This window comes from Mesorhizobium sp. M0119, assembly GCF_040322615.1.
Classification (GTDB): Bacteria; Pseudomonadota; Alphaproteobacteria; order Rhizobiales; family Rhizobiaceae; genus Mesorhizobium.
In genome coordinates this window covers 83918-109205 of record NZ_JAMYTU010000004.1, presented here as the reverse complement: position 1 = coordinate 109205, position 25288 = coordinate 83918, and the positions used below count along the sequence as shown (strand labels likewise).

Here is a 25288-nt window from a genome sequence, read left to right as displayed (position 1 = left end):
CCTATTGCGGATAAAAACTATCCACGATAATCTATATCCATGAACAGGAGAGCGAAATGAAGCTGGGCGAAGGCGTCGAAGCGGCCATTCATTGCGCCGCGATGCTTGCCGGCGTTGATGGCGCCGCGACCTTGCCGGGTGCGGCCATGGCCGAAGCGTTCGGGCTGTCTCCGAGCTATCTCCTAAAGCATCTCAACGCGCTGACGGCGTCGGGCATTCTGGAATCGGTGCCGGGTCCGTCCGGCGGCTACCGGCTGGCGCGGCCGGCGGAACGCATAACGCTGCTCGACATCGTGCTGGCCGTCGAAGGGCGCGAACCGGCCTTCCGCTGTGGCGAAATCCGCCAGCGCGGCCCGGCGAAGCTCGATGCCTCGGTCTATGTCAAACCTTGCGGCATCAACGTGGCCATGCTGAAGGCCGAGCGTGCCTATCGCGCCGCGCTCGCCGACGCCCGGCTGTCCGACATCGTTGCTGAATACACGACCGATGCCGATCCCCGTTCGGTCGCCGCCAACTGCGCCTTTGTCGAGCGCCACCAGCGACCGCAGAAATCAAGTTCAACCAAGCAAGCATGAAAGGCTACAGAAGATGAAACAGAGGCTGCAATTTTTTGGCGCGGCGCCGGAGATCATGAAGGCGGTGTCGGCGCTCAACAAGGCAGTCGACGAATGCGGGCTCGAAAAAAGCCTGTTGCATCTGATCAAGCTCAGGGCGTCGCAGATCAACGGCTGCTCGTATTGCGTCGAGATGCACAGCCGCGAAGCCCGCCGCGACGGCGAAAGCGAGCAGCGGCTTTATCTCGTCTCCGCCTGGAAGGAATCGCCGCTGTTTTCAGAGCGCGAACGCGCAGCCTTCGCCTGGACCGACGCGCTGACCAGGATCGCCGACAACGGTGTTTCGGACGAACTCTATGCAAGGACGCTCAAGCATTTCTCGGAGGAAGAGTTGGTCAAGCTGTCGGTTGCGCTCGGCATGATCAACACCTGGAACCGGCTTTGCGTTCCGTTCCATGCAATCCATCCGATGCCGGCGATCATGGCCGCTTGACCATGGACCAGGGGGGGGCGGCGGGGGGCGCACTCGCCCGGGGGGGGGGCGGCGGGCGCGGCCGGCGTCTTTTCTGCCCAAGGACCGACAGCATGTTTTCAAACTTTGATAGTGAGATTTTAGTCGCCGCCCGCTTGCTGCTCGGCGGCGCCTTTGTCTTTGCCGGCCTGCGCAACATTCAGAACGCGGCCTTTGTGACCCAATTGATGACGACGCGCGGCCTGCCCCAGGCACGGCTGGTGCTGTGGCTGGGGATTGTCCTGCAGATCATCGCCGGAGTGCTGGTGATCGCGGGCATCTGGACCGCTGCCGCCGCTCTCTGCCTAGTGCTGTTCCTTGTCGTTGCTACGCCGATGTTCCATAACTTCTGGGATCACCAGGGGCCCGAGCGGGCGTCCCGCATCAATGGCTTTGTCGGCAACGTCGCGCTGACCGGAGGATTTCTGGCGCTGATCGCGCAGTCGCTTTGACAGCGATCATCGCGTCGAGGTAGCCGCGTTACGCCGCATACCGCAAGCCGCCATCACACGTCAGGACTTGGCCGGTGACGAAGCTGTTCGAAACCAGGAACGCAATCGCCTCAGCGACGTCCTCGGCCCGGCCGATACGGCCGACCGGCGTCTTGTCGGCATACTCGGCAAACACGGCCTGCCGCTGATCGTTGGGCAGGAACTCCCACCATGGCGTGTCGATGACACCCGGTGCCACGACATTGACGCGTAACGGCTTCAGCTCCATCGCCAGGATCGGCACCACGGTCAGCAGCATGCCGTTGACGGCGGCGATGCCGGCGACACCCGGCGCCGACAATTGCGCCGACACCGCCGAGATGAAAGTCACCGAACCGCTCTTGTTCAGCGTCGGCAAGGCGGCCTGCAGGCAGGAGAGCTGTGGCCGGACCTTCTCGTCGACGCCGCCGCCGATGTCGGTCAGGTCAAGCGTTTCGAACGGGCCGAGCCCCTTGCCGCCGCTGGCAGCCAGCACCAGGTGATCGAAAGGGCCGAGGTCGCTGAAGAACCGGCGAACCTCGTCCGGCTTCGCGGCATCGAAGGCAGCTTTTTCGACGGCGCCGCCAAGGCTTTGCCACGCGTTGTCGAGCCGTTCCCGGCTGCGCCCGGTGATCGTCACCTTCATGCCCGGGCCGAGCAGCTTTTTCGCGGTGGCGAGGCCGATGCCGGAGGAGCCGCCGACGACCACGGTGTGACTGGTTTTCTCGGTCATGAATTTTCTTTCTTCGATGTTGCGGAGGCGGCTGCGAGTCCGACAAGGCCGAGGCTCAATTCGCGCAACTGCTGCCTCGCCTTCGCGTCATAGGCTTGCGCATCGGCGCGCGATTCTCTTTGGCCGTCGAAATAGAGCCCGCTTCGCCCTTCGAGCGCCGGCGACGTCGCGAGGTTGATGATGGCCTCGGCGCCGGTTTCGACCGAGCTCCACGGCGTGATGCCCGCCTGCCGCACCATCGTGGTGTTCATGTAGCTTGCCGGATGCAGGCTGTTGACGGTCACATTGGTGCCGTTCAGCTGCTCCGCCAGATCGATGGTAAACATGATCTGCGCCAGCTTGCTCTGGCAGTAGGCACGGACGCCGTCATAGGAGCGGGTCAGCATGACGTCGTCGAAATCGATCGCCTGCTGGCCGGCCGAGGCGACGTTGACGATGCGCGCCGACGCGCTGGCCTTGAGCAACGGCAGCAGCTCCATGGTGAGCAGGAAGCCGGCGAGATAATTGACGGCAAAGCGCAGTTCGTAGCCGTCGGCGCTGACCTGTCGTTTGGAGTTGGGACCAGCAGTGCCGACGCCAGCATTGTTGATGAGGATTTCGAGCCGCCTGGTCCTTGCGCGCACCGCCTCGGCGAGGCGGCGGACTTCCGCCAGGGAGGAGAGATCGGCGACGAGCAACTCGGCCTTGCCGCCGGCGGCTTCGATTTCGGCCACGGTCGCCTTGCCCCTTGTCGCGTCGCGGCCATGCACCAGGATGCGGGCGCCGCCGGCGCCGAGCCTTTGCGCGACGACGCGGCCGACGCCGTCGGTCGAGCCGGTGATAAGAATTGTCTTGTCGTTCAGTTCCATGTTCAGAGCCTCCATCTCATTCGCTCTGAGCGGAAAGATGGGGCACCAGCCACTTGCCAAACAGTTCAAACTTTATCCTGGTATCGGTACTGCTATAATAGCGGCCATGGATTCCACCACGCATTCCGCCGAAGACAGCCGCCGCCGCGAGCTTGGCGCCTTTCTGCGTTCGCGGCGCGAAAGGCTGACGCCTTCGGCCACGGGCATCTCGACGGGGTTGCGCAGGCGCACACCCGGGCTGCGGCGCGAAGAGGTGGCGATGATCGCCGGCGTCGGCACGACCTGGTACACCTGGCTGGAGCAGGGCCGCGACGTCAGGCCCTCGGTGGAAGTGCTGACCGCGCTCAGCCAGGCGCTGCGCCTGGACGCGGCCGAGCAACGGCATCTGTTCATCCTTGCCGGCCGCCCGCAGCCGGAGCGTCGCGTCGACGCGCCGGAAAAGGTCGATAGCCCGTTGCTGCACATGCTGCAGAGCCTGGTCCTGCAGCCGGCCTATGTCCTCGGGCGGCGCTGGGACGTGCTGGCCTGGAACTCTGCCGCGGCAGCCGTGTTCGGCGACTATGGCCTGCTGGAGGACGATGCCCGCAACATCGTCCATATGGTTTTCACCAGCCCGCAGCACCGGCGCCTGCTCGTCGACTGGGAGGAACTGGCGCGTGCCGTGCTGGCGTCATTCCGGGCAGAAAGCGCCAGATATGTCGGCGATCCGGATTTCGAGCGGCTGATCGCGCTGATGACGCGCTCGAGCCCGGAGTTTCGCGCCTGGTGGCCGCTACGCGACGTCGCCCGCAACCTATCGGGTGTGAAGCATGTCAGGCATCCGATAGCGGGCGCCATGGCGTTCGAGCATATGAGCCTGTCGATCGATGACGGCTCGGACATGAAGCTGATCGTCTACACACCGCTCGCCGAGCAGAACTCGATCGCCAAGCTCGAACAACTGCTGGAGACGCTTCCGGCCGAGCGGCGCAGCGCGTGATGCCGATCGCCTCGCTGAAGCCTTAGCCGTTCGGCTTCAGCCCCTCGATGAACAATTGCTCGAGAAATCTTGCGGCATCCTCGAAGCGGCCGTCGCCGCCGCGGTCGGGGCCGAGCACGGCGCGAACCTGGACGTCGAAATCGGCATAATGCTGCGTCGTCGCCCAGATCGAGAAGATCAGGTGCCAGGGGTCGGTGCGGGCAATCTTGCCGGCGCGCATCCAGCCCTTGATGACGTTGGCTTTCTCGTCGACCAGCGTCTTCAACTCGCCCTCCAGCATCGGCATGATGCGCGGCGCGCCCTGCAGGATCTCGTTGGCGAACAGCCGGCTTTCACGCGGGAAATCGCGCGCCATTTCGAGCTTGCGCCTGATGTAGCTGCGCAGTTCGGTCAAGGGATCGCCGATGTCGTCGAGTTCGCGCAGCGGCGCCAGCCAGGTGTCGAGAAGCCGCTGCATCAGCGTCTCGTGGATGTCCTCCTTGCGGCGGAAATAATAGAGCAGGTTCGGCTTCGACATGCCGGCGGCTTCGGCGATCTGGTCGATGGTCGAGCCGCGAAAACCGTTGGTCGAGAAGACTTCGAGCGCCGCCTCGAGGATGAGCTCGCGCTTTTCCAGCTGGATGCGGGTGCGGCGAGGAGCGGAGCTTTCGACCGCACCCGTCACCTCGAAAAACCTTCGCTGCGAGGAGTGTCTGGACCAATTCTCTGGACCAGTTTTTCTCCGCCCTGTGGAGCGCACTTCGAAAGCCGCATTTCCGCTAGTAATCCCTTGACCGCTGATAAGGCGGTGCTAACGTTTGTCCAACCGGTCAAAAATTTGCGTAGCACGAAAACGTCGCGAAGACCAAGTGTTGGAAAGACCAAGCGTTAGCCGCACCGAAACAGGTTACAAGGGGAAGTCTTGGTCATGTCCAACCGGCTGAAAGTCACGCCGAACGATCTCAGCGCATTCTGGATGCCGTTCACGGCAAACCGGCAGTTCAAGCAGGCGCCGCGCATGATGGTGTCGGCCAAGGACATGCATTACACGACCAGCGACGGGCGCAAAGTTCTCGACGGCACCGCCGGCCTGTGGTGCGTCAATGCCGGCCACTGCCGTCCGAAGATCACCGAGGCGATCCAGAGCCAGGCGGCAGAGCTCGACTATGCGCCGGCCTTCCAGATGGGCCACCCGATCGTGTTCGAGCTGGCGAACCGGCTGGTAGATATCGCGCCGAAGGGCATGGACCATGTGTTCTTCACCAATTCCGGATCGGAATCAGTCGAGACCGCGCTGAAGATGGCGATCGCCTATCACCGCGTAAAAGGCGAGGGCTCGCGTACCCGCCTGATCGGCCGCGAACGCGGCTATCACGGCGTCAATTTCGGCGGCATTTCGGTCGGCGGCATCGTCACCAATCGCAAGATGTTCGGCACGCTGCTCGGCGGCGTCGATCACATGCCACACACGCATCTGCCGGAAAAGAACTCCTTCACCAAGGGCGTGCCCGAGCATGGCGCGGAACTGGCCAACGAGTTGGAGCGTATCGTTGCCCTGCACGACGCCTCGACCATCGCCGCCGTCATCGTCGAGCCGGTTGCCGGTTCCACCGGCGTCATCCTGCCGCCGAAGGGCTATTTGCAGAAGCTTCGCGAGATCTGCACCAAGCACGGCATCTTGCTGATTTTCGATGAGGTCATCACCGGTTTCGGCCGTCTCGGCACGCCGTTTGCCGCCGACTATTTCGGCGTCACGCCGGATATCATGACCACCGCCAAAGGCGTCTCCAACGGCGTCATCCCGATGGGCGCGGTGTTCGTGAAGAAGGAAATCCACGACGCCTTCATGACCGGCCCCGAGCACATGATCGAGTTCTTCCACGGCTACACCTATTCGGGCAATCCGATCGCCTGCGCGGCGGCGCTGGGCACGCTCGACACCTACAAGGAAGAGGGGCTGCTGACGCGCGGTGAGGAACTGGCGCCGTACTGGGAGGACGCGCTGCACTCGCTGAAGGGCGAGCCGAACGTCATCGATATCCGCAATATCGGCCTGATCGGCGCAATCGAGCTGGCGCCGATCGCCGGCCAGCCGACGAAACGCGCCTTCTCGGCTTTTGTGAAGGCTTTCGAACGCGGTGCGTTGATCCGTACCACCGGCGACATCATCGCGCTGTCGCCGCCGCTGATCATCACCAAGGGCCAGATCAACGAATTGATCGACCACGTGCGCGAAGTGCTGAGGGCGGTGGACTAGATACTCCCCAACATGTAGGGGCGACGACGGGAACCGTCGTCCTAATATGTGAGTAAATGAGAGGAACTTGAATGGCCGCCCCCGGCGAGAATCTGCGAATCAATTCAGACCGTTTGTGGGATTCGATAATGGAGATGGCGAAGATCGGCCCCGGCATCGCCGGCGGCAACAATCGCCAGACCGTTACCGACGAGGACGGCGAAGGGCGGCATCTGTTCAAGCGCTGGTGCGATGAGGCGGGGCTCGAAATGGGCGTCGACGAGATGGGCACGATGTTTGCCCGCCGCGAAGGCACCGACCCCAGCCTGCCGCCGGTCTATGTCGGCAGCCATCTCGATACGCAGCCGACCGGCGGCAAGTATGATGGCGTGCTCGGTGTGCTAGGCGGGCTGGAGGTCGTGCGCTCGCTCAACGATCTCGGCATCAAGACAAAGCACCCGATCGTGGTCACCAACTGGACCAATGAGGAAGGCGCGCGCTTTGCGCCGGCCATGATGGCGTCCGGCGTTTTCGCCGGCGTGCTCGATCAGGCCGACGTTTATTCGCATGTCGACAAGGACGGCAAGAAATTTGGCGAGGAGCTCGAACGGATCGGCTGGAAGGGCACCGAGAAAGTCGGTGAGCGCAAGATCCACGCCTTCTTCGAATTGCATATCGAGCAGGGCCCGATCCTCGAGGATGAGGGCATCGACATCGGTGTCGTCACCCATGGCCAGGGACTCAAATGGCTGCAGGTGACGCTGACCGGCAAGGAGGCGCATACCGGCTCGACGCCGATGCCGAAGCGGCGCAATGCCGGGCTCGGCATGGCGCGGGTGATCGAATTGGTGCACGAGATCGCCATGGACTACCAACCCGACGCGGTCGGCGCGGTCGGCCATATGGAGGTCTATCCGAACTCGCGCAACATCATTGCCGGGCGCACCGTCTTCACCATCGACATCCGCTCGCCGGAAAAGGAGGTGCTGGACGCCATGGACGGCCGCATCCGCGAAGGCATCGACACGATCTGCGACGCGCTCGACATCAAATATCAAATCGATCAGGTCGGCCATTTCGACCCGGTCACCTTCGACCCGGGCTGCGTCAAGGCTGTGCGGGATGCGGCGGAGCGCTTGGGTTATACGCATCGCAACATCGTCTCCGGCGCCGGCCATGACGCCTGCTGGATCAACCGCGTTGCACCCACCGCAATGGTGATGTGTCCCTGCGTCGACGGTCTCAGCCACAACGAGGCCGAGGAAATCACCAAGGAATGGGCAGCGGCCGGCGCCGACGTGCTGTTCCATGCGGTGGTCGACACGGCGGTCATTGTCGAATGATGGGATAGCCTCGCAACGCCGCTCGCAAGAAGCGCGAAGAGAATAAGGGAACAAGGAAGATGTCCAAAGTCATCAAGAATGGCACCGTCGTCACCGCCGACCGGACGTGGAAGGCCGATGTGCTATTCAAGCACGGCAAGATCATCGGCATCGGGCCGGATCTGCATGGCGACCATGAGTTCGACGCCAGCGGCTGCTATGTGATGCCGGGCGGCATCGACCCGCATACCCATCTCGAAATGCCGTTCATGGGCACCTATTCGGCCGACGATTTCGAATCCGGCACGCGCGCCGCGCTTGCCGGCGGCACGACCATGGTCGTCGACTTCTGCCTGCCGGCGCCGCAGCAATCGCTGCTCGAGGCCCTGCAGATGTGGGACAACAAGACCTCGAAAGCGTCCTGCGACTATTCCTTCCACATGGCGATCACATGGTGGGGCAAGCAGGTGTTCGACGACATGGCCACCGTCGTCGACAGGGGCATTACCTCGTTCAAGCATTTCATGGCCTACAAGGGCGCGCTGATGGTCGACGACGACGAATTGTATTCGTCGTTCCAGCGCTGCGCCGATCTTGGCGCGCTGCCGCTGGTCCATGCCGAGAATGGCGACGTGGTGGCGGCGCTATCGCAGAAGCTGCTGGCGGCGGGCAACAGCGGCCCGGAGGGACACGCCTATTCGCGGCCGCCGGAAGTCGAAGGCGAGGCGACCAACCGCGCCATCATGATCGCCGACATGGCCGGCGTGCCGCTCTATGTCGTGCATGTCTCCTGCGAGCAAGCGCACGAGGCCATTCGCCGGGCGCGGCAGAAAGGCATGCGGGTGTTCGGCGAGCCGCTGATCCAGCACCTGACGCTGGATGAGAGCGAATATTTCAACAAGGACTGGGATCATGCGGCGCGGCGTGTCATGAGCCCGCCCTTCCGCAATAAATGGCACCAGGATTCGCTGTGGGCCGGCCTGCAGGCCGGGTCGCTGCAAGTGGTGGCGACCGACCATTGTGCCTTCACCACCAAACAGAAGCGCAACGGCGTCGGCGACTTCACCAAGATCCCGAACGGCACGGGCGGGCTCGAGGATCGTTTGCCGGTGCTGTGGACGACCGGCGTCAAAACCGGCCGGCTGACGATGAACGAGTTCGTCGCGGTGACCTCGACCAACATCGCCAAGATCCTCAACATGTACCCGAAAAAGGGCGCCATCGTCGAAGGCGCGGATGCCGACATTCTCGTCTGGGACCCGAAGCGGAAGAAGAAGATCACGGCCAAGAAGCAGCAGTCGGTGATCGACTACAATGTCTTCGAAGGTTTTGAGGTAACCGGCCTGCCGCGCTTCGTCTTCTCGCGCGGCGAACTGTCGATCGAGGAAAACGAGGTCAAGGCAAAGCCCGGCCATGGCGAGTTCGTCGCTCGCGAGCCGAACGCTGCGGTCAACCGGGCACTGTCGACCTGGAAGGAGATTTCTGCGCCGCGCAAGGTGGAACGGACGGGCATCCCGGCGACGGGCGTCTGAGCTTGACAAGCCACGGAGCGATTATCTCAATGGCCGCGGTGATCCTTGCCGCCGGGCCCGCGGCGGCTGACGTCCTTGCCGGCGCCTTTGGCAATGAGGTCGGTTGCGCTGGTGTACGGCTCGGTTATCAGGACAGCGACGATTATGTTGTGCTGACCGCCGACGGCATCGAAACCTATGGCAGCGGCTGCCAGTTCGCACAGCGATTGACGACGGCGCCTGGCACCCTGTTGTTGAGCTCCACCTGTTTCGCCGAGGGCGAGGAGGGCACGACCACGGATGTCGTCAAGGTCATCAACAAAGGAGGGGACGGCTTCTTCGTGACCATTCCCGGCCTTGAGGAGATAGGGCCGCTGAAATCATGTTCGTGACGGTGCCGATGACGGCTGCTGCCTCGATGCCGGCCTCAGGCGACCAACCCGTCCAGTTCCGGCAGCAGGACGACGCTTTCCTGTTCGTTGGGATCGGTGCGGGCAATGACCGCCGAGGCGGGGCTGTCGCTGAGATTGGCCGGCAGATGCGGCACACCGGGGGGAATATAGAAAAGATCGCCGGCCTTGACCACGATGTGCTGTTCGAGCCGGTCGCCATACCAGGTATGGACTTCTCCGGAGAGCACATAGATCGCGGTTTCATGGTTTTGGTGCATATGCGCCTTGGCGCGGGCGCCCGGCGGCATGGTCAGCAGATGCATGCAGATGCCGGACGAGCCGACTGTTTCGGCGGCGATACCGGCGAAATAACTCAGGCCCTGCTTGCCTTCATAAGAGCTTTCGGGGCGGATAAGATGGCAAGTCGGTTTGGGCGACATCGGGGCAACTCCGGGCGTCTATCTGATGCGACAAGGGCGAGCAGAACCGGGGCGAGTAGGACTGGGCGAGTGGAAAACAACATCGGGGTAAAATCAATGGGATTCCGGCCGGCGCCGCAGTGGCCGGAAGCGGCAGGCTACGGCCGATGACGGGAGCATCGCCAGCCGTTGTTTCGGCAAGCAAGCTTGGCCTGACCTTCCAGACCAATGATGGTCCGGTGCAGGCACTGTCGAATGTCGACCTGACGATCGGCAAGGGCGAATTCGTGTCCTTCATCGGGCCCTCCGGCTGCGGCAAGACGACCTTGCTGCGCGTCATCGCCGATCTGGAGAAGCCGACATCGGGAGCCATCTCCGTCAACGGCATGACGCCCGAGCAGGCGCGCCAGAGCCGCGCCTATGGCTATGTCTTCCAGGCGGCCGCACTTTATCCGTGGCGCACGATCGAGCGCAATGTGGCGCTGCCGCTGGAGATCATGGGCCTGTCCAGGGCGGAGCAGGCGGCGCGCATCAAGCGAACCCTCGACCTCGTCAACCTTGGCGGCTTCGAGAAGAAATACCCCTGGCAGCTTTCGGGCGGCATGCAGCAGCGCGCCTCGATCGCGCGAGCGCTCGCCTTCGACGCCGACCTTTTGTTGATGGACGAACCTTTCGGCGCGCTCGACGAGATCGTGCGCGACCACCTCAACGAACAGCTGCTGGAGCTTTGGGAGCGGACCAACAAGACTATCTGCTTCGTCACCCATTCGATCCCCGAGGCGGTCTATCTGTCGACGCGCATTGTCGTCATGTCGCCTCGCCCGGGGCGTGTCAGCGATGTCATAGAATCGACGCTGCCGAAAAAGCGGCCGCTCGATATCCGTGAGACGCCGGAGTTCCTGGCCATCGCGGCACGGGTGCGCGACGGGCTGAGGGCAGGGCACAGCTATGATTAGGATGTTTTTGATCTGGCTGGGGCTGTGTGTGTTTTTGCCCGGTCCGACATTGGCGCAGGAGACCGCCAAGCCTTGGTCTCAAGTCGCTGACGGTGATTTGAAACTTGCGGTCATCGTTACCGACAATGCGGACTATGAGAAGCTTTGGTACAGCATGCCGCGGGAGGCAACTCCGCACTTTAGCACCATTGAGAAAATCGGCCTTGGGCAAACGGCTTTTGTCGTTGCATTTTTCGCCGGGGCTGCGGCCAAGGACAGCAAATTTCAAATTGTCTGTGAAGCCACGATCAAGAAGCCGAATGGCGAACTGGTCGAAGTCCCTCCAACGCCTTGCTTTGGCGGCCCGGCAAGAGGCCCTCTCACCGATCTTCGCCTGGTTGATTTTTCATTAGGTATCAACGCCGAACCGCAAGATCCCTCCGGACTGTGGCGCATCGAGTATCGGATGCATGATCCAATTACCTCATCCTCCTGCAAGGTCGAAGTGTCCTTGGAGGTCGACGTGCCGGATAAAAAGACATGAAGCAATCGGCTCTTCCTGTTGCGATCATTCTTTTAGCGCTTGTCGCGATCTGGTACGTCATGGCTGTCATCCTCAACGCGCCGTTCCAGCGCGATCTCGACCGCCGCGCCAATCAGACGCCGGGCGTTGTGGAATTCATCGGCAAGACGCTGGCACAGCCGAAGCCGACGCTGCCGGCGCCGCATCAGGTGGCGGTGAATTTTTTCGAAAACACCTTTCTGCGTAGCATTACCTCGAACCGCAGCCTTGTCTACAATGCCTGGGTGACGCTGTCGTCGACTCTGCTCGGCTTTGCTTTCGGCACGGCGCTCGGCATCGTCATCGCCGTCGGCATCGTGCATGTGGCGACGCTCGACCGCAGTCTGATGCCGTGGATCATCGCCTCGCAGACCATTCCGATCCTGGCGGTGGCGCCGATGATCATTGTCGTGCTGGCGGCGGTCGGTATCACCGGGCTGATTCCGAAAGCGCTGATCTCGACCTATCTGTCGTTCTTCCCGGTGGCGGTTGGCATGGTGAAGGGGCTTCGCTCGCCCGAGCTCACCCATCTCGACCTGATGCACACCTATAATGCCAGTCCCTCGCAGACCTTCTGGAAATTGCGGGTGCCGGCCTCGGTGCCGTTCCTGTTCACCTCGATGAAGGTGGCGGTGGCTGCCAGCCTGGTCGGCGCGATCGTCGGCGAGCTGCCGACCGGCGCCGTCGCCGGCATCGGTGCCAAACTGCTCGCCGGCGCCTATTACAGCCAGACGATCGACATCTGGTCGGCGCTGGTTGCCGGGTCGGTGGTCGCGGCGCTGCTGGTGATGGTCGTCGGCATTGCCGGGCGCCTAGTCGACCGCGCCATGGGCGGGCGGCCGGCATGAGCTCGCTCCTGAGCCTTTCCTCAATCACCCCTCGATCCTGGCAGGGGTATGCCGCACTTGTCCTTCTTGTCGGCGCGCTGCTTCTTTGGCCACTCGTCAGTGCTACGCCCGGTTACGGCATGGCGACTACGGCTTTGATTTTCATTTTGCTGCTGGTGGCAATCGAGGCCGACAACTTTCCACCGATGATCGGGGTGGTGTTGCTGTTCCTTGGCGCCCACGGCGCGGCATGGATGCTGCTCGCCGGCATAACCGGCAATGAGGGCAGCGCTCGTGGCTCCTTCTATCTGCTGCTCGTCGCGGCGTGGTTTTTGGCCTGGCGCTGCGTAACGGTCTTGTCATCGTTTCGCCCGACATCGCGCTGGGCGTCAACCGCCCTGCGCCTGATCATTCCGGCCATCTTCGGCGCCTGGATCCTGATCATCTGGGAGGCGGTGACGCGTGGCGCCGGCATTCCCTTCATTCTGTTGCCGCCGCCAAGCGCCATCGGTGCGCGGATCGTCGGCTCGCTGCCGGTGCTGGGGGCCGATGTCAGGCAGACCATCTTCAAGGCGGTCATCTTCGGCTATGTGGTGGGGAGCGGCGCCGGCTTCCTCGTTGCCATAGCCGCCGACCGCGTGCCGTTCCTGAGGAGCGGGCTTTTGCCGATCGGCAATATGGTGTCGGCGCTGCCGATCATCGGCGTCGCGCCGATCATGGTCATGTGGTTCGGCTTCGACTGGCAGTCGAAGGCAGCAGTGGTCATCATCATGACCTTCTTCCCGATGCTGGTGAACACCGTCGCCGGGCTTGCCGCCTCCGGCCATATGGAGCGCGACCTGATGCGCACCTATGCCTCGAGCTACTGGCAGACGCTGTTCAAGCTGCGGCTGCCGGCCGCAGCACCCTTCATCTTCAATGCGTTGAAGATCAATTCGACGCTTGCGCTGATCGGCGCCATCGTCGCCGAGTTCTTCGGCACCCCGGTGGTCGGCATGGGGTTCCGCATTTCGACGGAAGTCGGGCGGATGAACATCGACATGGTGTGGGCGGAAATCGCAGTTGCAGCACTTGCGGGTTCGGTCTTTTATGGCGTGGTCGCTCTTTTCGAGAGAGCAATCACGTTTTGGCATCCCTCTGTCCGTGGTGGATAGGGGCGGTGGGTTTAGGGCGCTAACTTCAGAGGGTAAAAACATGAAAAGACTTGTTGTTTCGATGCTGGCCGGCGCGATGTCGCTTGCCGCGTTCCAGGCGATGGCCGCAGACAAGGTGACGCTGCAGCTGAAATGGGTGACCCAGGCACAGTTCGCCGGCTACTACGTCGCCAAGGCCAAGGGTTTCTATGAAGCCGAGGGCCTCGACGTCGACATCAAGCCCGGTGGCCCGGACATCGCACCGGAGCAGGCCATTGCCGGCGGCGGCGCCGACGTCATCGTCGACTGGATGGGCGGCGCGCTGGCTGCGCGCGAAAAGGGCGTGCCGCTGGTCAACATCGCCCAGCCGTTCAAGAAGGCCGGCATGGAGCTGGTCTGCCCGAAGGACGGCCCGATCAAGACGGAAGCCGACTTCAAGGGCCATACCCTGGGCGTCTGGTTCTTCGGCAATGAGTATCCGTTCTATGCCTGGATGAACAAGCTTGGCTTGAAGACCGACGGGGGGCCGGACGGCGTCACCGTGCTCAAGCAGAGTTTTGACGTGCAGCCGCTGATCCAGAAGCAAGCGGATTGCATTTCGGTCATGACCTATAACGAATACTGGCAGCTCATCGACGCCGGCTACAAGCCGGAAGAGCTGACCGTCTTCAACTATTCCGCCATGGGCAACGATCTGCTCGAAGACGGGCTCTATGCCCTGGAGGACAAGCTCAAGGATCCGGCCTTCGAGGACAAGATGGTGCGTTTCGTGCGCGCTTCGATGAAGGGCTGGAAATACGCCGTCGATAATTCCGAGGAGGCGGCCGGCATCGTCATGGACAATGGTGGCCAGGACGAGAACCACCAGAAGCGCATGATGGGCGAAGTCGCCAAGCTGATCGACAATGCCGATGGCAAGCTCGATCCGGCGACCTACGAGCGCACCGCCAAGGCGCTGCTCGACCAGAAGATCATCAGCAAGGAGCCGACCGGCGCCTACACGACGGCGATCACCGACAAGGCCATCAAATAAAGCTATCAAACAGGCTCTGTTGGAAGACGAAAAGGGGCGGGCGATCGCCCCTTTTCAGTGGGATGTAAAATGAACGTTACCGGCGGAAACATCCGCTCGCAAAATCGTTGTGCCAGTGCATCCGCCTCAAGGGTGTCACAACGGAGGTTTCCATGCGCATCCAGTCCTTCACGCCGATGCTTTCGGCGCTGGCCATTTCTGCAGCCATCTTCTCTGCTTCACCGGCCCTGGCCGAAACTATAAAGATGACGGCGACGCTCGATGGTGCTCAGCAGAACCCGCCCGTCACCACGAAGGGCAAGGGCACCGCCACGCTCAGGTTCAACACCGCCACCAAGAAACTTAGCTGGACCGTGAGATATTCCGGCCTCAGCGGGCCGGCGAAGGCCGCACACATTCACGGCCCGGCGGCAAAGGGTGAAAACGCCGACCCGGTGGTGCCGTTCGAAGGCAAGCTGAAGAGCCCGATCAAGGGTTCGGCGACATTGACCGATTCCCAGGCCACCGACCTGGAGGCGGGCAAATACTATGTCAACATCCACACCGCGGCCCACGCGGACGGTGAGATCCGCGGCCAAATCGAGAAGGCGATGTAGCGCCGGTCATTCTGCAGATAGAGGGGCGGGCGACCGCCCTTCTACCGGATCATGACTTTTCCCGTATCTGGGTCATTGTTCGCGTCGGCGTAATCGCCTCGGGGTCGAGCCTGATCTCGATTATCGACGGCTTGCCGCTTGCCCGCGCTCGCTCGAAGGCCGCGGCGAAGTCGGCGGTCTTTTCCACCGTCTCGCCGTGGCCGCCATAGGCACGGGCCAAAGCAGCAAAGTCGGGGTTCTTCAAATCCGTGGCGACGACACGGCCGGGATATTCGCGCTCCTGATGCATGCGGATGGTGCCGTATATGCCATTGTTGACGACGATGACGATGATCGGCAGCCCGTATTGCACGGCGGTGGCGAATTCCTGGCCGTTCATCAGGAAACAGCCGTCGCCGGCGAAGGCGATCACGTCGCGGTCGGGGAAAAGCTGCTTGGCGGCGACGGCCGCCGGCGTGCCGTACCCCATCGAGCCGGATGTGGGTGCTGCCTGCGTGCCGAAACGCCGGAAGCGATGGTAGCGATGCACCCAGGTGGCGTAGTTGCCGGCGCCGTTGGTGAGGATGGCGTCGTCCGGCAGCATCGTTTCGAGATAATTCATGATCGGCCCCATCTGCACGGCGCCGGGCCCGCTCTCCGGAGGCGTCGACCAGTCGAGATAGGCGGCGTGCAGCTTCGCTGCCTCCGCCGCCCACACCGGCGTTGCGGCCGGCTTGCGTTTGGCAAAGGCTTTGACGAAGGCGGCAGGCGAGGCATTGATCGCCAGCGCCGGCCGGTAGACGCGGCCGAGCTCGCCGGCGTCGGCATGGACATGGACCAGCGTCTGGTCGGGGTAGGGGCTCTTCAGCAGCGTGTAGTCGGATGACGGCATCTCGCCCATGCGGCCGCCGATCAGCAGCACAAGGTCGGCCTGCTTGATGGCGGTTGCTACTTTGGGATTGATGCCGATGCCGACATCGCCGGCATAGTTCGGATGGAGATGGTCGAACAGCATCTGGCGGCGGAAGGAGCAGCCGACCGGCAGCGACCAGGCTTCGGCTATCGTCCGCATCCGTGCAACGGCCTGCGCATCCCAGCGCGTCCCGCCGAGGATGACGAAGGGCCGCTTTGCCTTGTTGAGCAGCTCGTCCAGCGCGTCGAGCTCGGCTTCGCCAGGCCGCGTCTCGACAGGGGTATAATGCCGGGCTTCCGGTGCCTCGGCGAGGCTGGTCAGCATATCCTCGGGCAGCGAAATGACGACCGGGCCGGGCCGGCCGGACGTCGCCACCGCAAATGCCCGTGTGACGAATTCGGGGATGCGCGCGGCGTCGTCGATCTCGACCACCCATTTGGCGATATCGCCGAAGAACCTGACGTAGTCGACCTCCTGGAAGGCCTCGCGCCCCTTGGCGTGGCTGGCGACCTGGCCGATGAACAGGATGAGGGGGATTGAATCCTGCATCGCGATGTGGATGCCGGCCGAGGCATTGGTGGCGCCTGGGCCGCGGGTGACGAAGCAGATGCCGGGCCTGCCGGTCAGGCGGCCATGGCAGTCGGCCATCATTGCGGCGCCGCCCTCCTGGCGGCAGACGATGGTGCGGATTGGCGAATCATGGAGCGCGTCGAGCACTGCCAGATAGGATTCGCCGGGCACGCAATAGATACGGTCCGTTCCGTTGGCTTCGAGCGCATCGACGATGAGTTGTCCGCCGGTCTTCATTTTCCTGACCTCTCCAGTTCGGCAAGGATTTCTTCGGTGTGTTCGCCGAGACGCGGCGACGGGCGCTCATAGACCAGCGGCGTGCCGGACATGACCATCGGCGCCCGCACCGAGGGCAAGAGATTGCCATGGCCGTCATCGAGGTCGAGCCGCATGCCGCGCGCGATGGTCTGCGGGTCGGCAAACATCTGACCGATGTTGTTGATCGGGCTCGCTGGCACTCCGGCTGTCTCGAGCCTGGCCAGCAGCGGGTCGCGATCGAAGGCTTTCAGCGCCTCGATCATGTGCTCGCGCAGCTTCGCCCGGTTGGCGACGCGGGCGGGATTGGTGGCGAAGTCAGGGTTCGACGCCAGCTCGTCGAGGCCGACGGCAGCGCAGAACTTTGCGAACTGGCCGTCATTGCCCACCGCCAGGATGATGTGGCCATTCTTCACCGGCACCACTTCGTAGGGCGCGATGTTCATATGCGCATTGCCCATCTGCACCGGCGATTGTCCGGAGACGAGATAGTTGAGGTTCTGGTTGCCGAGCGTCGAGATCTGGGTGTCGTAGAGCGCCATGTCGATATGCTGGCCTTCGCCGGTCTTCTCGGCATGGCGAAGGGCCGCCTGGATGGCAATGACCGAATAAAGCCCGGTGAAAACATCTGAAATAGCCACGCCCGCCTTCTGCGGTTCGCGGCCGGCTTCGCCGGTGATCGACATCATGCCGGCCATGGCCTGGATGATGAAATCATAACCGGCGCGCGGCGCATACGGTCCCGACTGGCCAAAACCGGTGATCGAACAATAGATCAGCCGTGGGTTGATTTCCCTCAGGCTGTCATAGTCGAGGCCGTATTTCTTAAGCCCGCCGACTTTGAAATTTTCGATCAGCACATCCGATGTCGCGACCAGCCGGCGCACCGTCTCGGCGCCCTCGGGCGTCGAGAAGTCAATGGCGATGGAGCGCTTGCCGCGGTTGCAGGAATGGTAATAAGCGGCCGAAAGGTTCTCGCCGTCATGGCCGATGACGAAGGGCGGTCCCCATTTGCGGGTGTCGTCGCCGCCGTCCGGGCTCTCGACCTTGATCACGTCGGCGCCGAGGTCGGCAAGCAGCTGCCCGGCCCATGGCCCGGCGAGGATGCGTGCGAGTTCGATGACGCGGATGCCTTTGAGCGGAGGCTCAGTCATGGATCACCGTGGTTGATCGAAAGCGCAGCCTCTATCAACCCCGCGCGCCGCTGTCACGGCCCTTGCGATGGGCCAACCGTTACGGCACCCTCAGCACGCGGTCGGCCCAGGCGGCAAAATCCTCCATGATGATGTCTCGATTGATCTCGTTCAGGCTTTCGTGGCGGGTTTCGGCGTAAACCTTTGAAACGAGATTCGAAAAACCCATCATGTGCATCCGGCCGGCAAGATGGCTGACCGCCTTGCCGTCATCCGAGGCCGGATCCTGCTCGCCTCCGACCAGATTGACGAACAGGTCGCGCCGCACGCCGGAAAAATTCCGGTCGCTGCCGCAATGCAGCGTCATCTTGACGATGTCCTGCCACATCGACACCGACGCATCCCAGCCGCAAAGCGGGTCGGCGATGTATTTCTCGACTTCAACGGCATCGCGCGACAGCCAGTCGAACGGCGTCCGGTGATCGGGCACCGCCTTGCCCCAGGCCCGGAATGTCAGCCGGGGCAGCAGGCGCGACGGCACGTCTGAGCCAAGCCGGAACTTTTCCCAGGCGAGCATGGCCAGGGCGATTTGGCCGAGCAGTCCGGCCGAGAAATTGCCGTTCCAGATCGCGGCGGCATGGATGCGCGCCGAGTTGCGGAGGACAAAGTTCAGCGCGACCGACGCGCCCAAGGAGTGACCGAAGGCGATGACCGGCAAGCCGGGCTGTTCCTTGGCGATCAGATCATGGACGGCAGCGACATCGGCGATGACCTTGGCACCGCCATTCGCATCGGCGAACCTGCCAGGTGGCGCATCGGGCGCCTTGGTGGCGCCGTGGCCACGGTGGTCGTGCGCGTAGACCTGGTAGCCGCGCGCGCCGAGGAAATCGGCGAAGCGGGCATAGCGCGCGGCGTGCTCGGCCAACCCGTGGTTGATCTGGACAATGGCGCGCGGTTGGCCGATGGCGTGTTTCACATAAAGGTTGAGCTCGGCGCCGGTCGGCGATCGAAGCACAAGCTGTTGGTCGAATGACATCGCCGCGTCGTCTCCAACGCCCCGACACGATACCGGACGCGAGTTTTGTTTGCGCCGGCGCCGGTTTTGCGTCAATCCGGCGTGACCGATTTGCGCGCTGACGTTTACCGTACGTTCGCAATTCTGACATGGTGGCAACGGCAGTCTGTTGCCGCCGTTTTTTCAGCCGAGGGACCCTTATGCGGACAGGTATTGTTTTCGGATTGGTGCTTGCGGCCGTGCTGCTTGCCGGCGCGGCGCGGGCCGATGTGAAGATGACCGGCTCTTTCGTCGCCGATGCCGCCTGTCCGGCAACGCAGGCGATCAAGAGCGGCAAGAATCCGGGCAATGTCTTGACCGCGGCTGGCCAGAGCTACGATCTGCTGGCCGGCAACAAGGACGCGCCCACGCACTATCTCATTCGCGTGCCGGGCGCCGATCCGGAGCGCCGCTGGGTCAAGATCGGCTGCGGTCACGTTTCGGGCGGCAGCGCGTCGACGATGCCGGCTGCACCGGCGCCTGCCGAGCCGAACAAGCCATCGGCGTCCGGAAAGCCGGAATATGTCTTCGCGCTGAGCTGGCAGCCGGCTTTCTGTGAGACCAAATCCAGCAAGACCGAATGCCGGGTGCAGACCGCCGCCGGTTTCGATGCGACCCACTTCACCTTGCATGGGTTGTGGCCGCAGCCGAACGGAAATTTCTATTGCCAGGTCCCGGCAAGCGACAAGGCGAACGACGATCCAGCGCACTGGCGGGATTTGCCGCCGGTCACGCTGGACCCGAATACGCGGTCGGAACTCGACCAGGTGATGCCGGGCACCGCATCCGCCCTCGAAAGGCATGAATGGATCAAGCACGGCACCTGCTACGGCAAGAGCCAGCAGGAGTATTTCGCCGACGCCTTGAACCTGATGCGCGCGGTGAACGCTTCCCCGGTGCGCGATCTCTTCACCAAGAACATCGGCAAGCAGCTCACGTCCGATCAGATCCGCAGCACCTTCGACAGTGCCTTCGGCAAAGGCGCGGGCGACCGGGTCCGCGTATCCTGCGTGGTCGATCCTTCGAACGGCAGGCGGTTGATCGGCGAGCTGACGCTCGGCCTGACCGGCCCGATTGCTTCGAACGCTTCGCTCGGCGCCCTGCTGCTTGCCTCGGCACCGACAACCAAGGCCGGCTGCCCGAAGGGCACGGTCGATGCCGTCGGGTTCCAGTAGACAGGCCGAACGCAACTGTCGCTTTGCACCGGGGATGGTATGATCCCTGGGCATCATTCGTAGGGGGTGGCGATGAGTGGCATGACGAGCGGCGCGCTGGCGCGGCTGGCGTTCTGGGCCAAGGGCATGACTGCGATCCGCGACGGCCATATGGAGTGGCCGGGCTTTTCCTACACCGAAGTGGAGTGGGTGCGTATGATCACGCTCGCCAAACCCATCGGCGGCGGCACCTACCAGTTGTTCACGCTGGTCAACGCGGCGATCTTCATCGCCATCGCCGCGCTCGGGATCTTCTGTGTCTTCCTGCCGCTGGCGGCGCTGCTGTTCCCGGTACCGGCCGAAACCAGTGCGCTCAAGTTTTCGCTGCTCCTGGCGGCATGCGCCTTGCTGATCATCGGCATCGGCCTGCCGATTTCGCTGCGTCTTTCGACCGCACTGGTGGCGCCGAAATCGCTACATGGCGGGCTCGTCGCCGTGCCCGGCGACCAGGCGCTTGCGGCAAAAGTGTCATGGCAGATCAACCGGATCACGCTCGTGCTCTGCGGCCTGCTGGTGCCGGGCCTTCTCCTGTTCATCGCCTATGACATCGATGCCGGTCCGATTATTACCGCGTTGAAATGGCTGGCGATCGGGCTGATGGCGCTTTCAGTTGCGATCGGCGCATGGCAGCGGCGCAAACAATCCTGATCGCACCGATCGGAGGCCAGGGTAGCGTTACGCGCCGGCGCTGCGCTCCGGCCTGGTCCATGTGTTGCGCCCGTCTGCTTCGTTGCCGCCCGGTTCGCCGACAACGCGATCGCGCCCGGTCGATTTGGCCTTGTAGAGACGCTGGTCGGCCAGCGCAAAGAGATCGGCAAGGCAACGGGTCGTCTCGCTGACCGTCGAGATGCCGGCACTGACGGTGATGTCAAACCGGCTGGTGCTTGCGGACGTCTTGACCGCTTGCCTGACGGTTTCGCCCAGCAGCCTGGCGAGCGGCTGCGGACGCCAGCCAAGGATGGCGAATTCCTCGCCGCCGATCCTGAACAATTGATCTTCGGTCCCGACAAGTTCGTCAAGCAAGATCGCCAGGGCTTTCAGCACCTTGTCGCCCTCGGCATGGCCGAAGCGGTCGTTGATCGATTTGAAGTGGTCGACATCGATGATCAACAGGCTGAGCGGCCTGGCGGTCCGCAGGCTGGTTGCCACGGCGGCCTCGCCGTCGCTGTCGAAGCGGCCCCTGTGCAGCAGGCCGGTGAGGCCGTCGCGACCGACATGCTCGACCAGCGCCTCATAGCGCTCGCGATAGGTCAGCGTGTCGAAAATGTCGGAAAGCCCGAGCGGCGCGGGCACCTGCCTCGCCTCGAACCACCTGATATAGGCGACCAGCATGGTGCTGTAGACCAAGGCCGCTGCCATCTTGGCGAACCAGCCGCCGAAGAACACCGCGACCGGCGCACCGGTGACGAAATCCAGCGCCGTGAAAAAGCCTGCCTGGTCCAAGGTGAGCACGCAGGCGACGGAGACCAGGATGCGGGTGAAAAGCGCCTTGCGCAGATATTTGCCGAGCTTTTCATAGAGCAGGATGATCAGGATGGCGTCGATGAACAGCAGCGTCGTGCCCCACACCATCAGCCAGCCCATCTCGTCGATGAAGCCGATGTCGGGAAGCTTGCCGTCGGGCAGCGGTGCGATGTCGTGCAGGCGCAGGATCAGCACGAGCCCGATCATCAGGGCATTGCCGAGCAGCAGGCCGTAGATGGGCTGCCGGACAGTTGCCGCGTCCTCCTTGATGTAGAGCAGGAGAAGCATGACCAGCTTGCCGGAAAACAGCACGGCCGAACCCGGCGATACCATGCCGAACGGTAGCGCGACGTAGAAGACGCTGGCGAGGTAGGTTTCCAGGAAATGCATGACGCCAAGGGCGCAGACAAAGACGCCAAGGCCGATGCGGCCCCTGAACCGGAAAAGCGTGACCATGATGCCGAAATAGAGAACCGCTTCGGCAAAAAGCAGGAAACTGTTCAGCACGGCCCGATCTCTCTCCCCGAAATCGCGGCTGCCAGCGATTTCCCATCCAACATTGTTTGACGCGGAATGGTTAACCGGAGCTTTCGCCTGGGCGCCGGCACGAAATGAAGCGGCTAAGCGTTTGCGGGTGCGACCAAATCCGCTTGGGGCCAAAACTGTTTGCCGTTCGGGGCCGCATCGCTTACATAGCGCCCAACTTCCATTCAATCCGACATCAGTCGACTTTTCAGGGAAAGCGCGCGTGGCACGCCAGTTCATCTATCACATGGCCGGCCTCAACAAGGCCTACGGCACCAAGAAGGTGCTCGAGAACATTCATCTGTCCTTCTATCCGGACGCCAAGATCGGCATCCTCGGTCCCAACGGCGCCGGCAAGTCGACGATCCTCAAGATCATGGCCGGCATCGACAAGGAGTGGAGCGGCGAGGCCTGGCTGGCCGAGGGTGCTACCGTCGGTTACCTGGCGCAGGAGCCGGCGCTCGATCCGAACAAGAACGTGTTCGAAAACGTCATGGAAGGCGTCGCCGCCAAGACCGCCATCATCGAGCGCTACAACGAATTGATGATGAACTATTCCGACGAGACGGCCGACGAGTCGGCCAAGCTGCAGGACGAGATGGACCGGCTCAACCTCTGGGATCTCGAACAGCAGGTCGAGATGGCGATGGAGGCGCTCGGCTGTCCGCCCAAGGAGGCCGACGTCACCAAGCTGTCGGGCGGCGAGCGCCGTCGCGTTGCGCTCTGCCAGCTGCTGCTGCGCCAGCCCGACCTTCTGCTGCTCGACGAGCCGACCAACCATCTCGACGCCGAGACGACGGCGTGGCTGGAAAAGCATCTGCGCGCCTATCCGGGCGCGGTGATGATCATCACCCACGATCGCTACTTTCTCGACAACGTCACCGGCTGGATCCTCGAGCTCGATCGCGGCCGCGGTATCCCGTACGAAGGCAATTACACCAAATATCTCGAAGCCAAGGCCAAGCGGCTCAAGCAGGAAGGCCGCGAGGACGATGCGCGCCAGCGGGCGATCGGCCGCGAGCGCGAGTGGATCCAGTCCAGCCCGAAAGCCCGGCAGACCAAGTCGAAAGCCCGTATCCAGGCGTTCCAGGATCTGCTGGATGCAGCCGACAAGCGGCGTCCGAGCGACACCCAGATCGTCATTCCGCATGGCGAGCGGCTCGGCAATGTGGTGATCGAGGTCGAGGGCCTGTCGAAAGGCTTCGGCGACACGCTTTTGATCGACGATCTCGAATTCAAGCTGCCGCCCGGCGGCATCGTCGGCGTCATCGGCCCGAACGGCGCCGGCAAGACGACGCTGTTCCGCATGATCACCGGGCAGGAAAAGCCCGATGCCGGCACCATCCGCGTCGGCGAGACGGTCAAGCTCGGTTATGTCGACCAGAGCCGCGACGCACTCGATCCGACCAAGACCGTCTGGGAAGAGATCTCGGGCGGCGCCGAAGTGGTCAAGCTCGGCAAGTTCGAAGCCAACACCCGCGCCTATTGCGCGTCGTTCAATTTCCGCGGCGGCGACCAGCAGCAGAAGGTCGGCAACCTGTCCGGCGGCCAGCGCAACCGCGTGCATCTGGCCAAGATGCTGAAGACCGGCGGCAACGTGCTGCTGCTCGACGAACCGACCAACGATCTCGATACCGAAACGCTGGCCGCACTCGAAGACGCGCTCGAGAGCTTCGCCGGCTGCGCCGTCATCATCTCGCACGATCGCATGTTCCTCGATCGTCTGGCGACGCACATCCTCGCCTTCGAGGGCGACAGCCATGTCGAGTGGTTCGAGGGCAATTTCGAGGATTACGAGCAGGACAAGATCCGCCGGCTTGGTCCGGACGCGGTCAACCCGCACAGGATGACGTATAAGCGGCTGACGCGGTAAGACATTTACAGGCGGCGAATTCTCAAATGATCTGAGGAACCAAGATGGCCGATTGGTCCGCCGCCCTCTACCTGAAATTCGAGGATGAGCGCACGCGGCCGGCGCGCGATCTGATCGCGCAGGTGCCGGTGCGGGAACCGCGCCGGGTGGTCGATATTGGCTGCGGGCCGGGCAATTCGACCGAATTGCTGATCGAACGCTGGCCGCAGGCGCAGATCAGCGGCTTCGATACCTCGCCCGACATGATCGAGAAGGCGAAAGCGCGCCTGCCCGGCGTCAGCTTTGCGCTGGCGGATGCGGCGGAGTGGCAACCGGCGGAACCCGTCGACGTGATCTTTGCCAATGCGGTGTTTCAGTGGCTGCCGGAGCATCCGGCGGTCTTCCAGCGGCTGATGGGATTTTTGGCGCCCGGCGGCGCGCTTGCCGTGCAGATGCCGGACAATATGGGCGAGCCTTCGCACCGGCTGATGCGGGAGACCGCGGCCGAGGTGCCGTTTGCCGAAAAGCTCGGCGACGCTGCTCGCGCGCCGCTGCCGCCGGTCGCGTTCTACTACGACCTTTTGTCGCCATTCTCGGATCGGCTCGATATCTGGCACACGATCTACAACCATCCGCTGGCCGATGCCGAGGCGATCGTCGACTGGGTGAAGTCGACGGGGTTGAAGCCGTTCCTCGATCCGCTCGACGAGAACGAGCGGCAGCTTTTCCTGACGCGCTACACGGCCAGGATCAGCGAAGCCTATCCGAAAACGGCAAGCGGCAAGGTGTTGCTGCGCTTTCCCCGTCTCTTCATCGTGGCGCGGCGTTCTAATTAGAAACTCTTAGCTACCCAAAAACAGTGCATGGCGGATGCTTGACCGGCTTTGGCCGTCATGCGCATCTCGCTGGGGCAGGGTTAACAGGCCCTTCATGGGCCATGGGGGGTGGATGATGACACTGAAAAAGATAGTTTTCGGCGGCAGCATTTGTGCGGCCGCTGTGCTTGCCTTCTCGATATCGGCGCAGGCCAAGCGAGCGCGCTGCTTCACCAGCGACGACGGCTATTTCTCCTGCAGCTATCGGCCGCTGGACGATACCGGCAGCTTTCGCATCTCGGCGCCGGGCTATCCGACTTACGTCCTGAAGATCGACGGGCCGGGTTTTGCCTATGGCTATGTCAATCTCGGCCGCCGCAACGTGCCGCTGCCCGGGCAATTCGTGCGCAGCCGCGATGACGGTGCCTGCTGGAACAACCCGCAGACCAATACCAAGCTCTGCGCCTGGTAAAG

General features: G+C 62.9%; 27 protein-coding genes. 19 read left to right on the top strand and 8 right to left on the bottom strand.

The window, feature by feature from the left end:
- Positions 1-56: 56 nt before the first annotated feature.
- The 3 genes from NKJ40_RS05590 to NKJ40_RS05580 all read left to right on the top strand — a co-directional run bounded on the left by NKJ40_RS05590 (position 57) and on the right by NKJ40_RS05580 (position 1517).
- Complete coding sequence (locus tag NKJ40_RS05590; RefSeq protein ID WP_352465219.1) at positions 57-575, top strand: RrF2 family transcriptional regulator; 519 nt, start codon at positions 57-59, stop codon at positions 573-575.
- Positions 576-588: 13 nt separating this feature from the next.
- Positions 589-1047, top strand: coding sequence for a carboxymuconolactone decarboxylase family protein (locus NKJ40_RS05585; protein ID WP_352465218.1), 459 nt, complete (start codon positions 589-591; stop codon positions 1045-1047).
- A gap of 92 nt (positions 1048-1139) precedes the next feature.
- Entirely contained in the window at positions 1140-1517 is a 378-nt protein-coding gene (locus NKJ40_RS05580; protein WP_352465217.1) for a DoxX family protein, read from the top strand.
- A gap of 28 nt (positions 1518-1545) precedes the next feature.
- On the opposite strand, the gene NKJ40_RS05575 is transcribed toward NKJ40_RS05580, so the two are convergent.
- Both NKJ40_RS05575 and NKJ40_RS05570 read right to left on the bottom strand, forming a co-directional pair.
- A complete protein-coding gene (locus tag NKJ40_RS05575) occupies positions 1546-2268 on the bottom strand; it encodes an SDR family oxidoreductase (RefSeq protein ID WP_352465216.1) in 723 nt (240 codons plus the stop codon).
- Positions 2265-3116 (bottom strand): SDR family NAD(P)-dependent oxidoreductase, encoded by an 852-nt coding sequence (locus NKJ40_RS05570; RefSeq protein ID WP_352465215.1) that lies wholly within the window; start codon positions 3114-3116, stop codon positions 2265-2267. Before NKJ40_RS05570 ends, NKJ40_RS05575 begins: the two co-directional genes overlap by 4 nt.
- 106 nt (positions 3117-3222) lie before the next feature.
- On the opposite strand from NKJ40_RS05570, the gene NKJ40_RS05565 reads away from it, so the two are divergent.
- Positions 3223-4095, top strand: coding sequence for a helix-turn-helix transcriptional regulator (locus NKJ40_RS05565; protein ID WP_352465214.1), 873 nt, complete (start codon positions 3223-3225; stop codon positions 4093-4095).
- Positions 4096-4117: 22 nt separating this feature from the next.
- Here the strand turns inward: NKJ40_RS05565 and NKJ40_RS05560 are convergent, their stop codons facing one another.
- A complete protein-coding gene (locus NKJ40_RS05560; RefSeq protein ID WP_352465213.1) occupies positions 4118-4759 on the bottom strand; it encodes a TetR family transcriptional regulator C-terminal domain-containing protein in 642 nt (213 codons plus the stop codon).
- Positions 4760-5002: 243 nt separating this feature from the next.
- Here NKJ40_RS05560 and aptA point away from each other — a divergent pair, with 243 nt between their 5' ends.
- From aptA to NKJ40_RS05540, 4 genes are all read left to right on the top strand, one after another.
- Positions 5003-6331 carry an omega-aminotransferase AptA gene (aptA, locus tag NKJ40_RS05555; RefSeq protein WP_352465212.1) on the top strand — a complete coding sequence of 443 codons (1329 nt, stop codon included), beginning with the start codon at positions 5003-5005 and terminating at the stop codon, positions 6329-6331.
- A gap of 71 nt (positions 6332-6402) precedes the next feature.
- Positions 6403-7653 carry a Zn-dependent hydrolase gene (locus NKJ40_RS05550; RefSeq protein WP_352465211.1) on the top strand — a complete coding sequence of 417 codons (1251 nt, stop codon included), beginning with the start codon at positions 6403-6405 and terminating at the stop codon, positions 7651-7653.
- Positions 7654-7712: 59 nt separating this feature from the next.
- Positions 7713-9164: a dihydropyrimidinase gene (hydA, locus tag NKJ40_RS05545; protein ID WP_352465210.1), complete on the top strand. Its 1452-nt coding sequence runs from the start codon at positions 7713-7715 to the stop codon at positions 9162-9164.
- A 29-nt stretch (positions 9165-9193) separates the two neighbouring features.
- Positions 9194-9535, top strand: a complete 342-nt coding sequence (locus NKJ40_RS05540) for a hypothetical protein (protein WP_352465209.1) — start codon at positions 9194-9196, stop codon at positions 9533-9535.
- Positions 9536-9570: 35 nt separating this feature from the next.
- Here NKJ40_RS05540 and NKJ40_RS05535 read toward each other — a convergent pair whose 3' ends face one another.
- Positions 9571-9975 carry a cupin domain-containing protein gene (locus NKJ40_RS05535; protein WP_352465208.1) on the bottom strand — a complete coding sequence of 135 codons (405 nt, stop codon included), beginning with the start codon at positions 9973-9975 and terminating at the stop codon, positions 9571-9573.
- A gap of 146 nt (positions 9976-10121) precedes the next feature.
- Here NKJ40_RS05535 and NKJ40_RS05530 point away from each other — a divergent pair, with 146 nt between their 5' ends.
- The 6 genes from NKJ40_RS05530 to NKJ40_RS05505 all read left to right on the top strand — a co-directional run bounded on the left by NKJ40_RS05530 (position 10122) and on the right by NKJ40_RS05505 (position 15040).
- Positions 10122-10910, top strand: coding sequence for an ABC transporter ATP-binding protein (locus NKJ40_RS05530; RefSeq protein WP_352465207.1), 789 nt, complete (start codon positions 10122-10124; stop codon positions 10908-10910).
- A 1-nt stretch (position 10911) separates the two neighbouring features.
- Positions 10912-11433: a hypothetical protein gene (locus tag NKJ40_RS05525; protein ID WP_352465206.1), complete on the top strand. Its 522-nt coding sequence runs from the start codon at positions 10912-10914 to the stop codon at positions 11431-11433.
- Positions 11430-12299 carry an ABC transporter permease gene (locus NKJ40_RS05520; protein WP_352465205.1) on the top strand — a complete coding sequence of 290 codons (870 nt, stop codon included), beginning with the start codon at positions 11430-11432 and terminating at the stop codon, positions 12297-12299. The genes NKJ40_RS05525 and NKJ40_RS05520 overlap by 4 nt, the downstream gene beginning before the upstream one ends.
- Positions 12296-13432: an ABC transporter permease gene (locus NKJ40_RS05515; protein ID WP_352465204.1), complete on the top strand. Its 1137-nt coding sequence runs from the start codon at positions 12296-12298 to the stop codon at positions 13430-13432. Before NKJ40_RS05520 ends, NKJ40_RS05515 begins: the two co-directional genes overlap by 4 nt.
- Before the next feature lie 40 nt (positions 13433-13472).
- Positions 13473-14444, top strand: coding sequence for an ABC transporter substrate-binding protein (locus tag NKJ40_RS05510; RefSeq protein ID WP_352465203.1), 972 nt, complete (start codon positions 13473-13475; stop codon positions 14442-14444).
- Positions 14445-14596: 152 nt separating this feature from the next.
- The gene (locus NKJ40_RS05505; protein WP_352465201.1) at positions 14597-15040 is read left to right on the top strand and encodes a CHRD domain-containing protein; all 444 of its coding nucleotides are present in this window, start codon (positions 14597-14599) and stop codon (positions 15038-15040) included.
- A 49-nt stretch (positions 15041-15089) separates the two neighbouring features.
- Here NKJ40_RS05505 and NKJ40_RS05500 read toward each other — a convergent pair whose 3' ends face one another.
- The 3 genes from NKJ40_RS05500 to NKJ40_RS05490 all read right to left on the bottom strand — a co-directional run bounded on the left by NKJ40_RS05500 (position 15090) and on the right by NKJ40_RS05490 (position 18926).
- On the bottom strand, positions 15090-16739 hold the full coding sequence (locus tag NKJ40_RS05500; RefSeq protein ID WP_352465199.1) for a thiamine pyrophosphate-binding protein: 1650 nt from the start codon (positions 16737-16739) through the stop codon (positions 15090-15092).
- A complete protein-coding gene (locus tag NKJ40_RS05495) occupies positions 16736-17911 on the bottom strand; it encodes a CaiB/BaiF CoA transferase family protein (RefSeq protein WP_352465197.1) in 1176 nt (391 codons plus the stop codon). The genes NKJ40_RS05500 and NKJ40_RS05495 overlap by 4 nt, the downstream gene beginning before the upstream one ends.
- 79 nt (positions 17912-17990) lie before the next feature.
- Positions 17991-18926: an alpha/beta fold hydrolase gene (locus NKJ40_RS05490; RefSeq protein ID WP_352465195.1), complete on the bottom strand. Its 936-nt coding sequence runs from the start codon at positions 18924-18926 to the stop codon at positions 17991-17993.
- A 179-nt stretch (positions 18927-19105) separates the two neighbouring features.
- On the opposite strand from NKJ40_RS05490, the gene NKJ40_RS05485 reads away from it, so the two are divergent.
- Both NKJ40_RS05485 and NKJ40_RS05480 read left to right on the top strand, forming a co-directional pair.
- Positions 19106-20119 carry a ribonuclease T2 family protein gene (locus NKJ40_RS05485; RefSeq protein ID WP_352465194.1) on the top strand — a complete coding sequence of 338 codons (1014 nt, stop codon included), beginning with the start codon at positions 19106-19108 and terminating at the stop codon, positions 20117-20119.
- A 72-nt stretch (positions 20120-20191) separates the two neighbouring features.
- Positions 20192-20806 carry a hypothetical protein gene (locus NKJ40_RS05480; RefSeq protein ID WP_352465193.1) on the top strand — a complete coding sequence of 205 codons (615 nt, stop codon included), beginning with the start codon at positions 20192-20194 and terminating at the stop codon, positions 20804-20806.
- A gap of 27 nt (positions 20807-20833) precedes the next feature.
- Here the strand turns inward: NKJ40_RS05480 and NKJ40_RS05475 are convergent, their stop codons facing one another.
- Complete coding sequence (locus NKJ40_RS05475; RefSeq protein ID WP_352465191.1) at positions 20834-22129, bottom strand: GGDEF domain-containing protein; 1296 nt, start codon at positions 22127-22129, stop codon at positions 20834-20836.
- Between the two features lie 241 nt (positions 22130-22370).
- On the opposite strand from NKJ40_RS05475, the gene ettA reads away from it, so the two are divergent.
- From ettA to NKJ40_RS05460, 3 genes are all read left to right on the top strand, one after another.
- Positions 22371-24020 carry an energy-dependent translational throttle protein EttA gene (gene ettA / locus NKJ40_RS05470; protein WP_292659428.1) on the top strand — a complete coding sequence of 550 codons (1650 nt, stop codon included), beginning with the start codon at positions 22371-22373 and terminating at the stop codon, positions 24018-24020.
- A 44-nt stretch (positions 24021-24064) separates the two neighbouring features.
- The gene (gene tam, locus NKJ40_RS05465) at positions 24065-24835 is read left to right on the top strand and encodes a trans-aconitate 2-methyltransferase (protein WP_352465190.1); all 771 of its coding nucleotides are present in this window, start codon (positions 24065-24067) and stop codon (positions 24833-24835) included.
- Between the two features lie 112 nt (positions 24836-24947).
- A complete protein-coding gene (locus NKJ40_RS05460) occupies positions 24948-25286 on the top strand; it encodes a hypothetical protein (protein WP_352465188.1) in 339 nt (112 codons plus the stop codon).
- Positions 25287-25288: the final 2 nt, after the last annotated feature.

Coding starts and splice junctions, on each gene's coding strand:
- NKJ40_RS05500 (WP_352465199.1), bottom strand. CDS start 16,739: ATGAAGACCGGCGGACAACTCATCGTCGATGCGCTCGAAGCCAACGGA.
- NKJ40_RS05495 (WP_352465197.1), bottom strand. CDS start 17,911: ATGACTGAGCCTCCGCTCAAAGGCATCCGCGTCATCGAACTCGCACGC.
- NKJ40_RS05565 (WP_352465214.1), top strand. CDS start 3,223: ATGGATTCCACCACGCATTCCGCCGAAGACAGCCGCCGCCGCGAGCTT.
- aptA (WP_352465212.1), top strand. CDS start 5,003: ATGTCCAACCGGCTGAAAGTCACGCCGAACGATCTCAGCGCATTCTGG.
- NKJ40_RS05525 (WP_352465206.1), top strand. CDS start 10,912: ATGTTTTTGATCTGGCTGGGGCTGTGTGTGTTTTTGCCCGGTCCGACA.
- NKJ40_RS05585 (WP_352465218.1), top strand. CDS start 589: ATGAAACAGAGGCTGCAATTTTTTGGCGCGGCGCCGGAGATCATGAAG.
- NKJ40_RS05490 (WP_352465195.1), bottom strand. CDS start 18,926: ATGTCATTCGACCAACAGCTTGTGCTTCGATCGCCGACCGGCGCCGAG.
- NKJ40_RS05515 (WP_352465204.1), top strand. CDS start 12,296: ATGAGCTCGCTCCTGAGCCTTTCCTCAATCACCCCTCGATCCTGGCAG.
- NKJ40_RS05510 (WP_352465203.1), top strand. CDS start 13,473: ATGAAAAGACTTGTTGTTTCGATGCTGGCCGGCGCGATGTCGCTTGCC.
- NKJ40_RS05460 (WP_352465188.1), top strand. CDS start 24,948: ATGATGACACTGAAAAAGATAGTTTTCGGCGGCAGCATTTGTGCGGCC.
- NKJ40_RS05570 (WP_352465215.1), bottom strand. CDS start 3,116: ATGGAACTGAACGACAAGACAATTCTTATCACCGGCTCGACCGACGGC.
- NKJ40_RS05485 (WP_352465194.1), top strand. CDS start 19,106: ATGCGGACAGGTATTGTTTTCGGATTGGTGCTTGCGGCCGTGCTGCTT.
- NKJ40_RS05575 (WP_352465216.1), bottom strand. CDS start 2,268: ATGACCGAGAAAACCAGTCACACCGTGGTCGTCGGCGGCTCCTCCGGC.
- NKJ40_RS05480 (WP_352465193.1), top strand. CDS start 20,192: ATGAGTGGCATGACGAGCGGCGCGCTGGCGCGGCTGGCGTTCTGGGCC.
- NKJ40_RS05520 (WP_352465205.1), top strand. CDS start 11,430: ATGAAGCAATCGGCTCTTCCTGTTGCGATCATTCTTTTAGCGCTTGTC.
- NKJ40_RS05530 (WP_352465207.1), top strand. CDS start 10,122: ATGACGGGAGCATCGCCAGCCGTTGTTTCGGCAAGCAAGCTTGGCCTG.
- NKJ40_RS05535 (WP_352465208.1), bottom strand. CDS start 9,975: ATGTCGCCCAAACCGACTTGCCATCTTATCCGCCCCGAAAGCTCTTAT.
- NKJ40_RS05540 (WP_352465209.1), top strand. CDS start 9,194: ATGGCCGCGGTGATCCTTGCCGCCGGGCCCGCGGCGGCTGACGTCCTT.
- NKJ40_RS05550 (WP_352465211.1), top strand. CDS start 6,403: ATGGCCGCCCCCGGCGAGAATCTGCGAATCAATTCAGACCGTTTGTGG.
- hydA (WP_352465210.1), top strand. CDS start 7,713: ATGTCCAAAGTCATCAAGAATGGCACCGTCGTCACCGCCGACCGGACG.
- NKJ40_RS05590 (WP_352465219.1), top strand. CDS start 57: ATGAAGCTGGGCGAAGGCGTCGAAGCGGCCATTCATTGCGCCGCGATG.
- NKJ40_RS05505 (WP_352465201.1), top strand. CDS start 14,597: ATGCGCATCCAGTCCTTCACGCCGATGCTTTCGGCGCTGGCCATTTCT.
- tam (WP_352465190.1), top strand. CDS start 24,065: ATGGCCGATTGGTCCGCCGCCCTCTACCTGAAATTCGAGGATGAGCGC.
- NKJ40_RS05580 (WP_352465217.1), top strand. CDS start 1,140: ATGTTTTCAAACTTTGATAGTGAGATTTTAGTCGCCGCCCGCTTGCTG.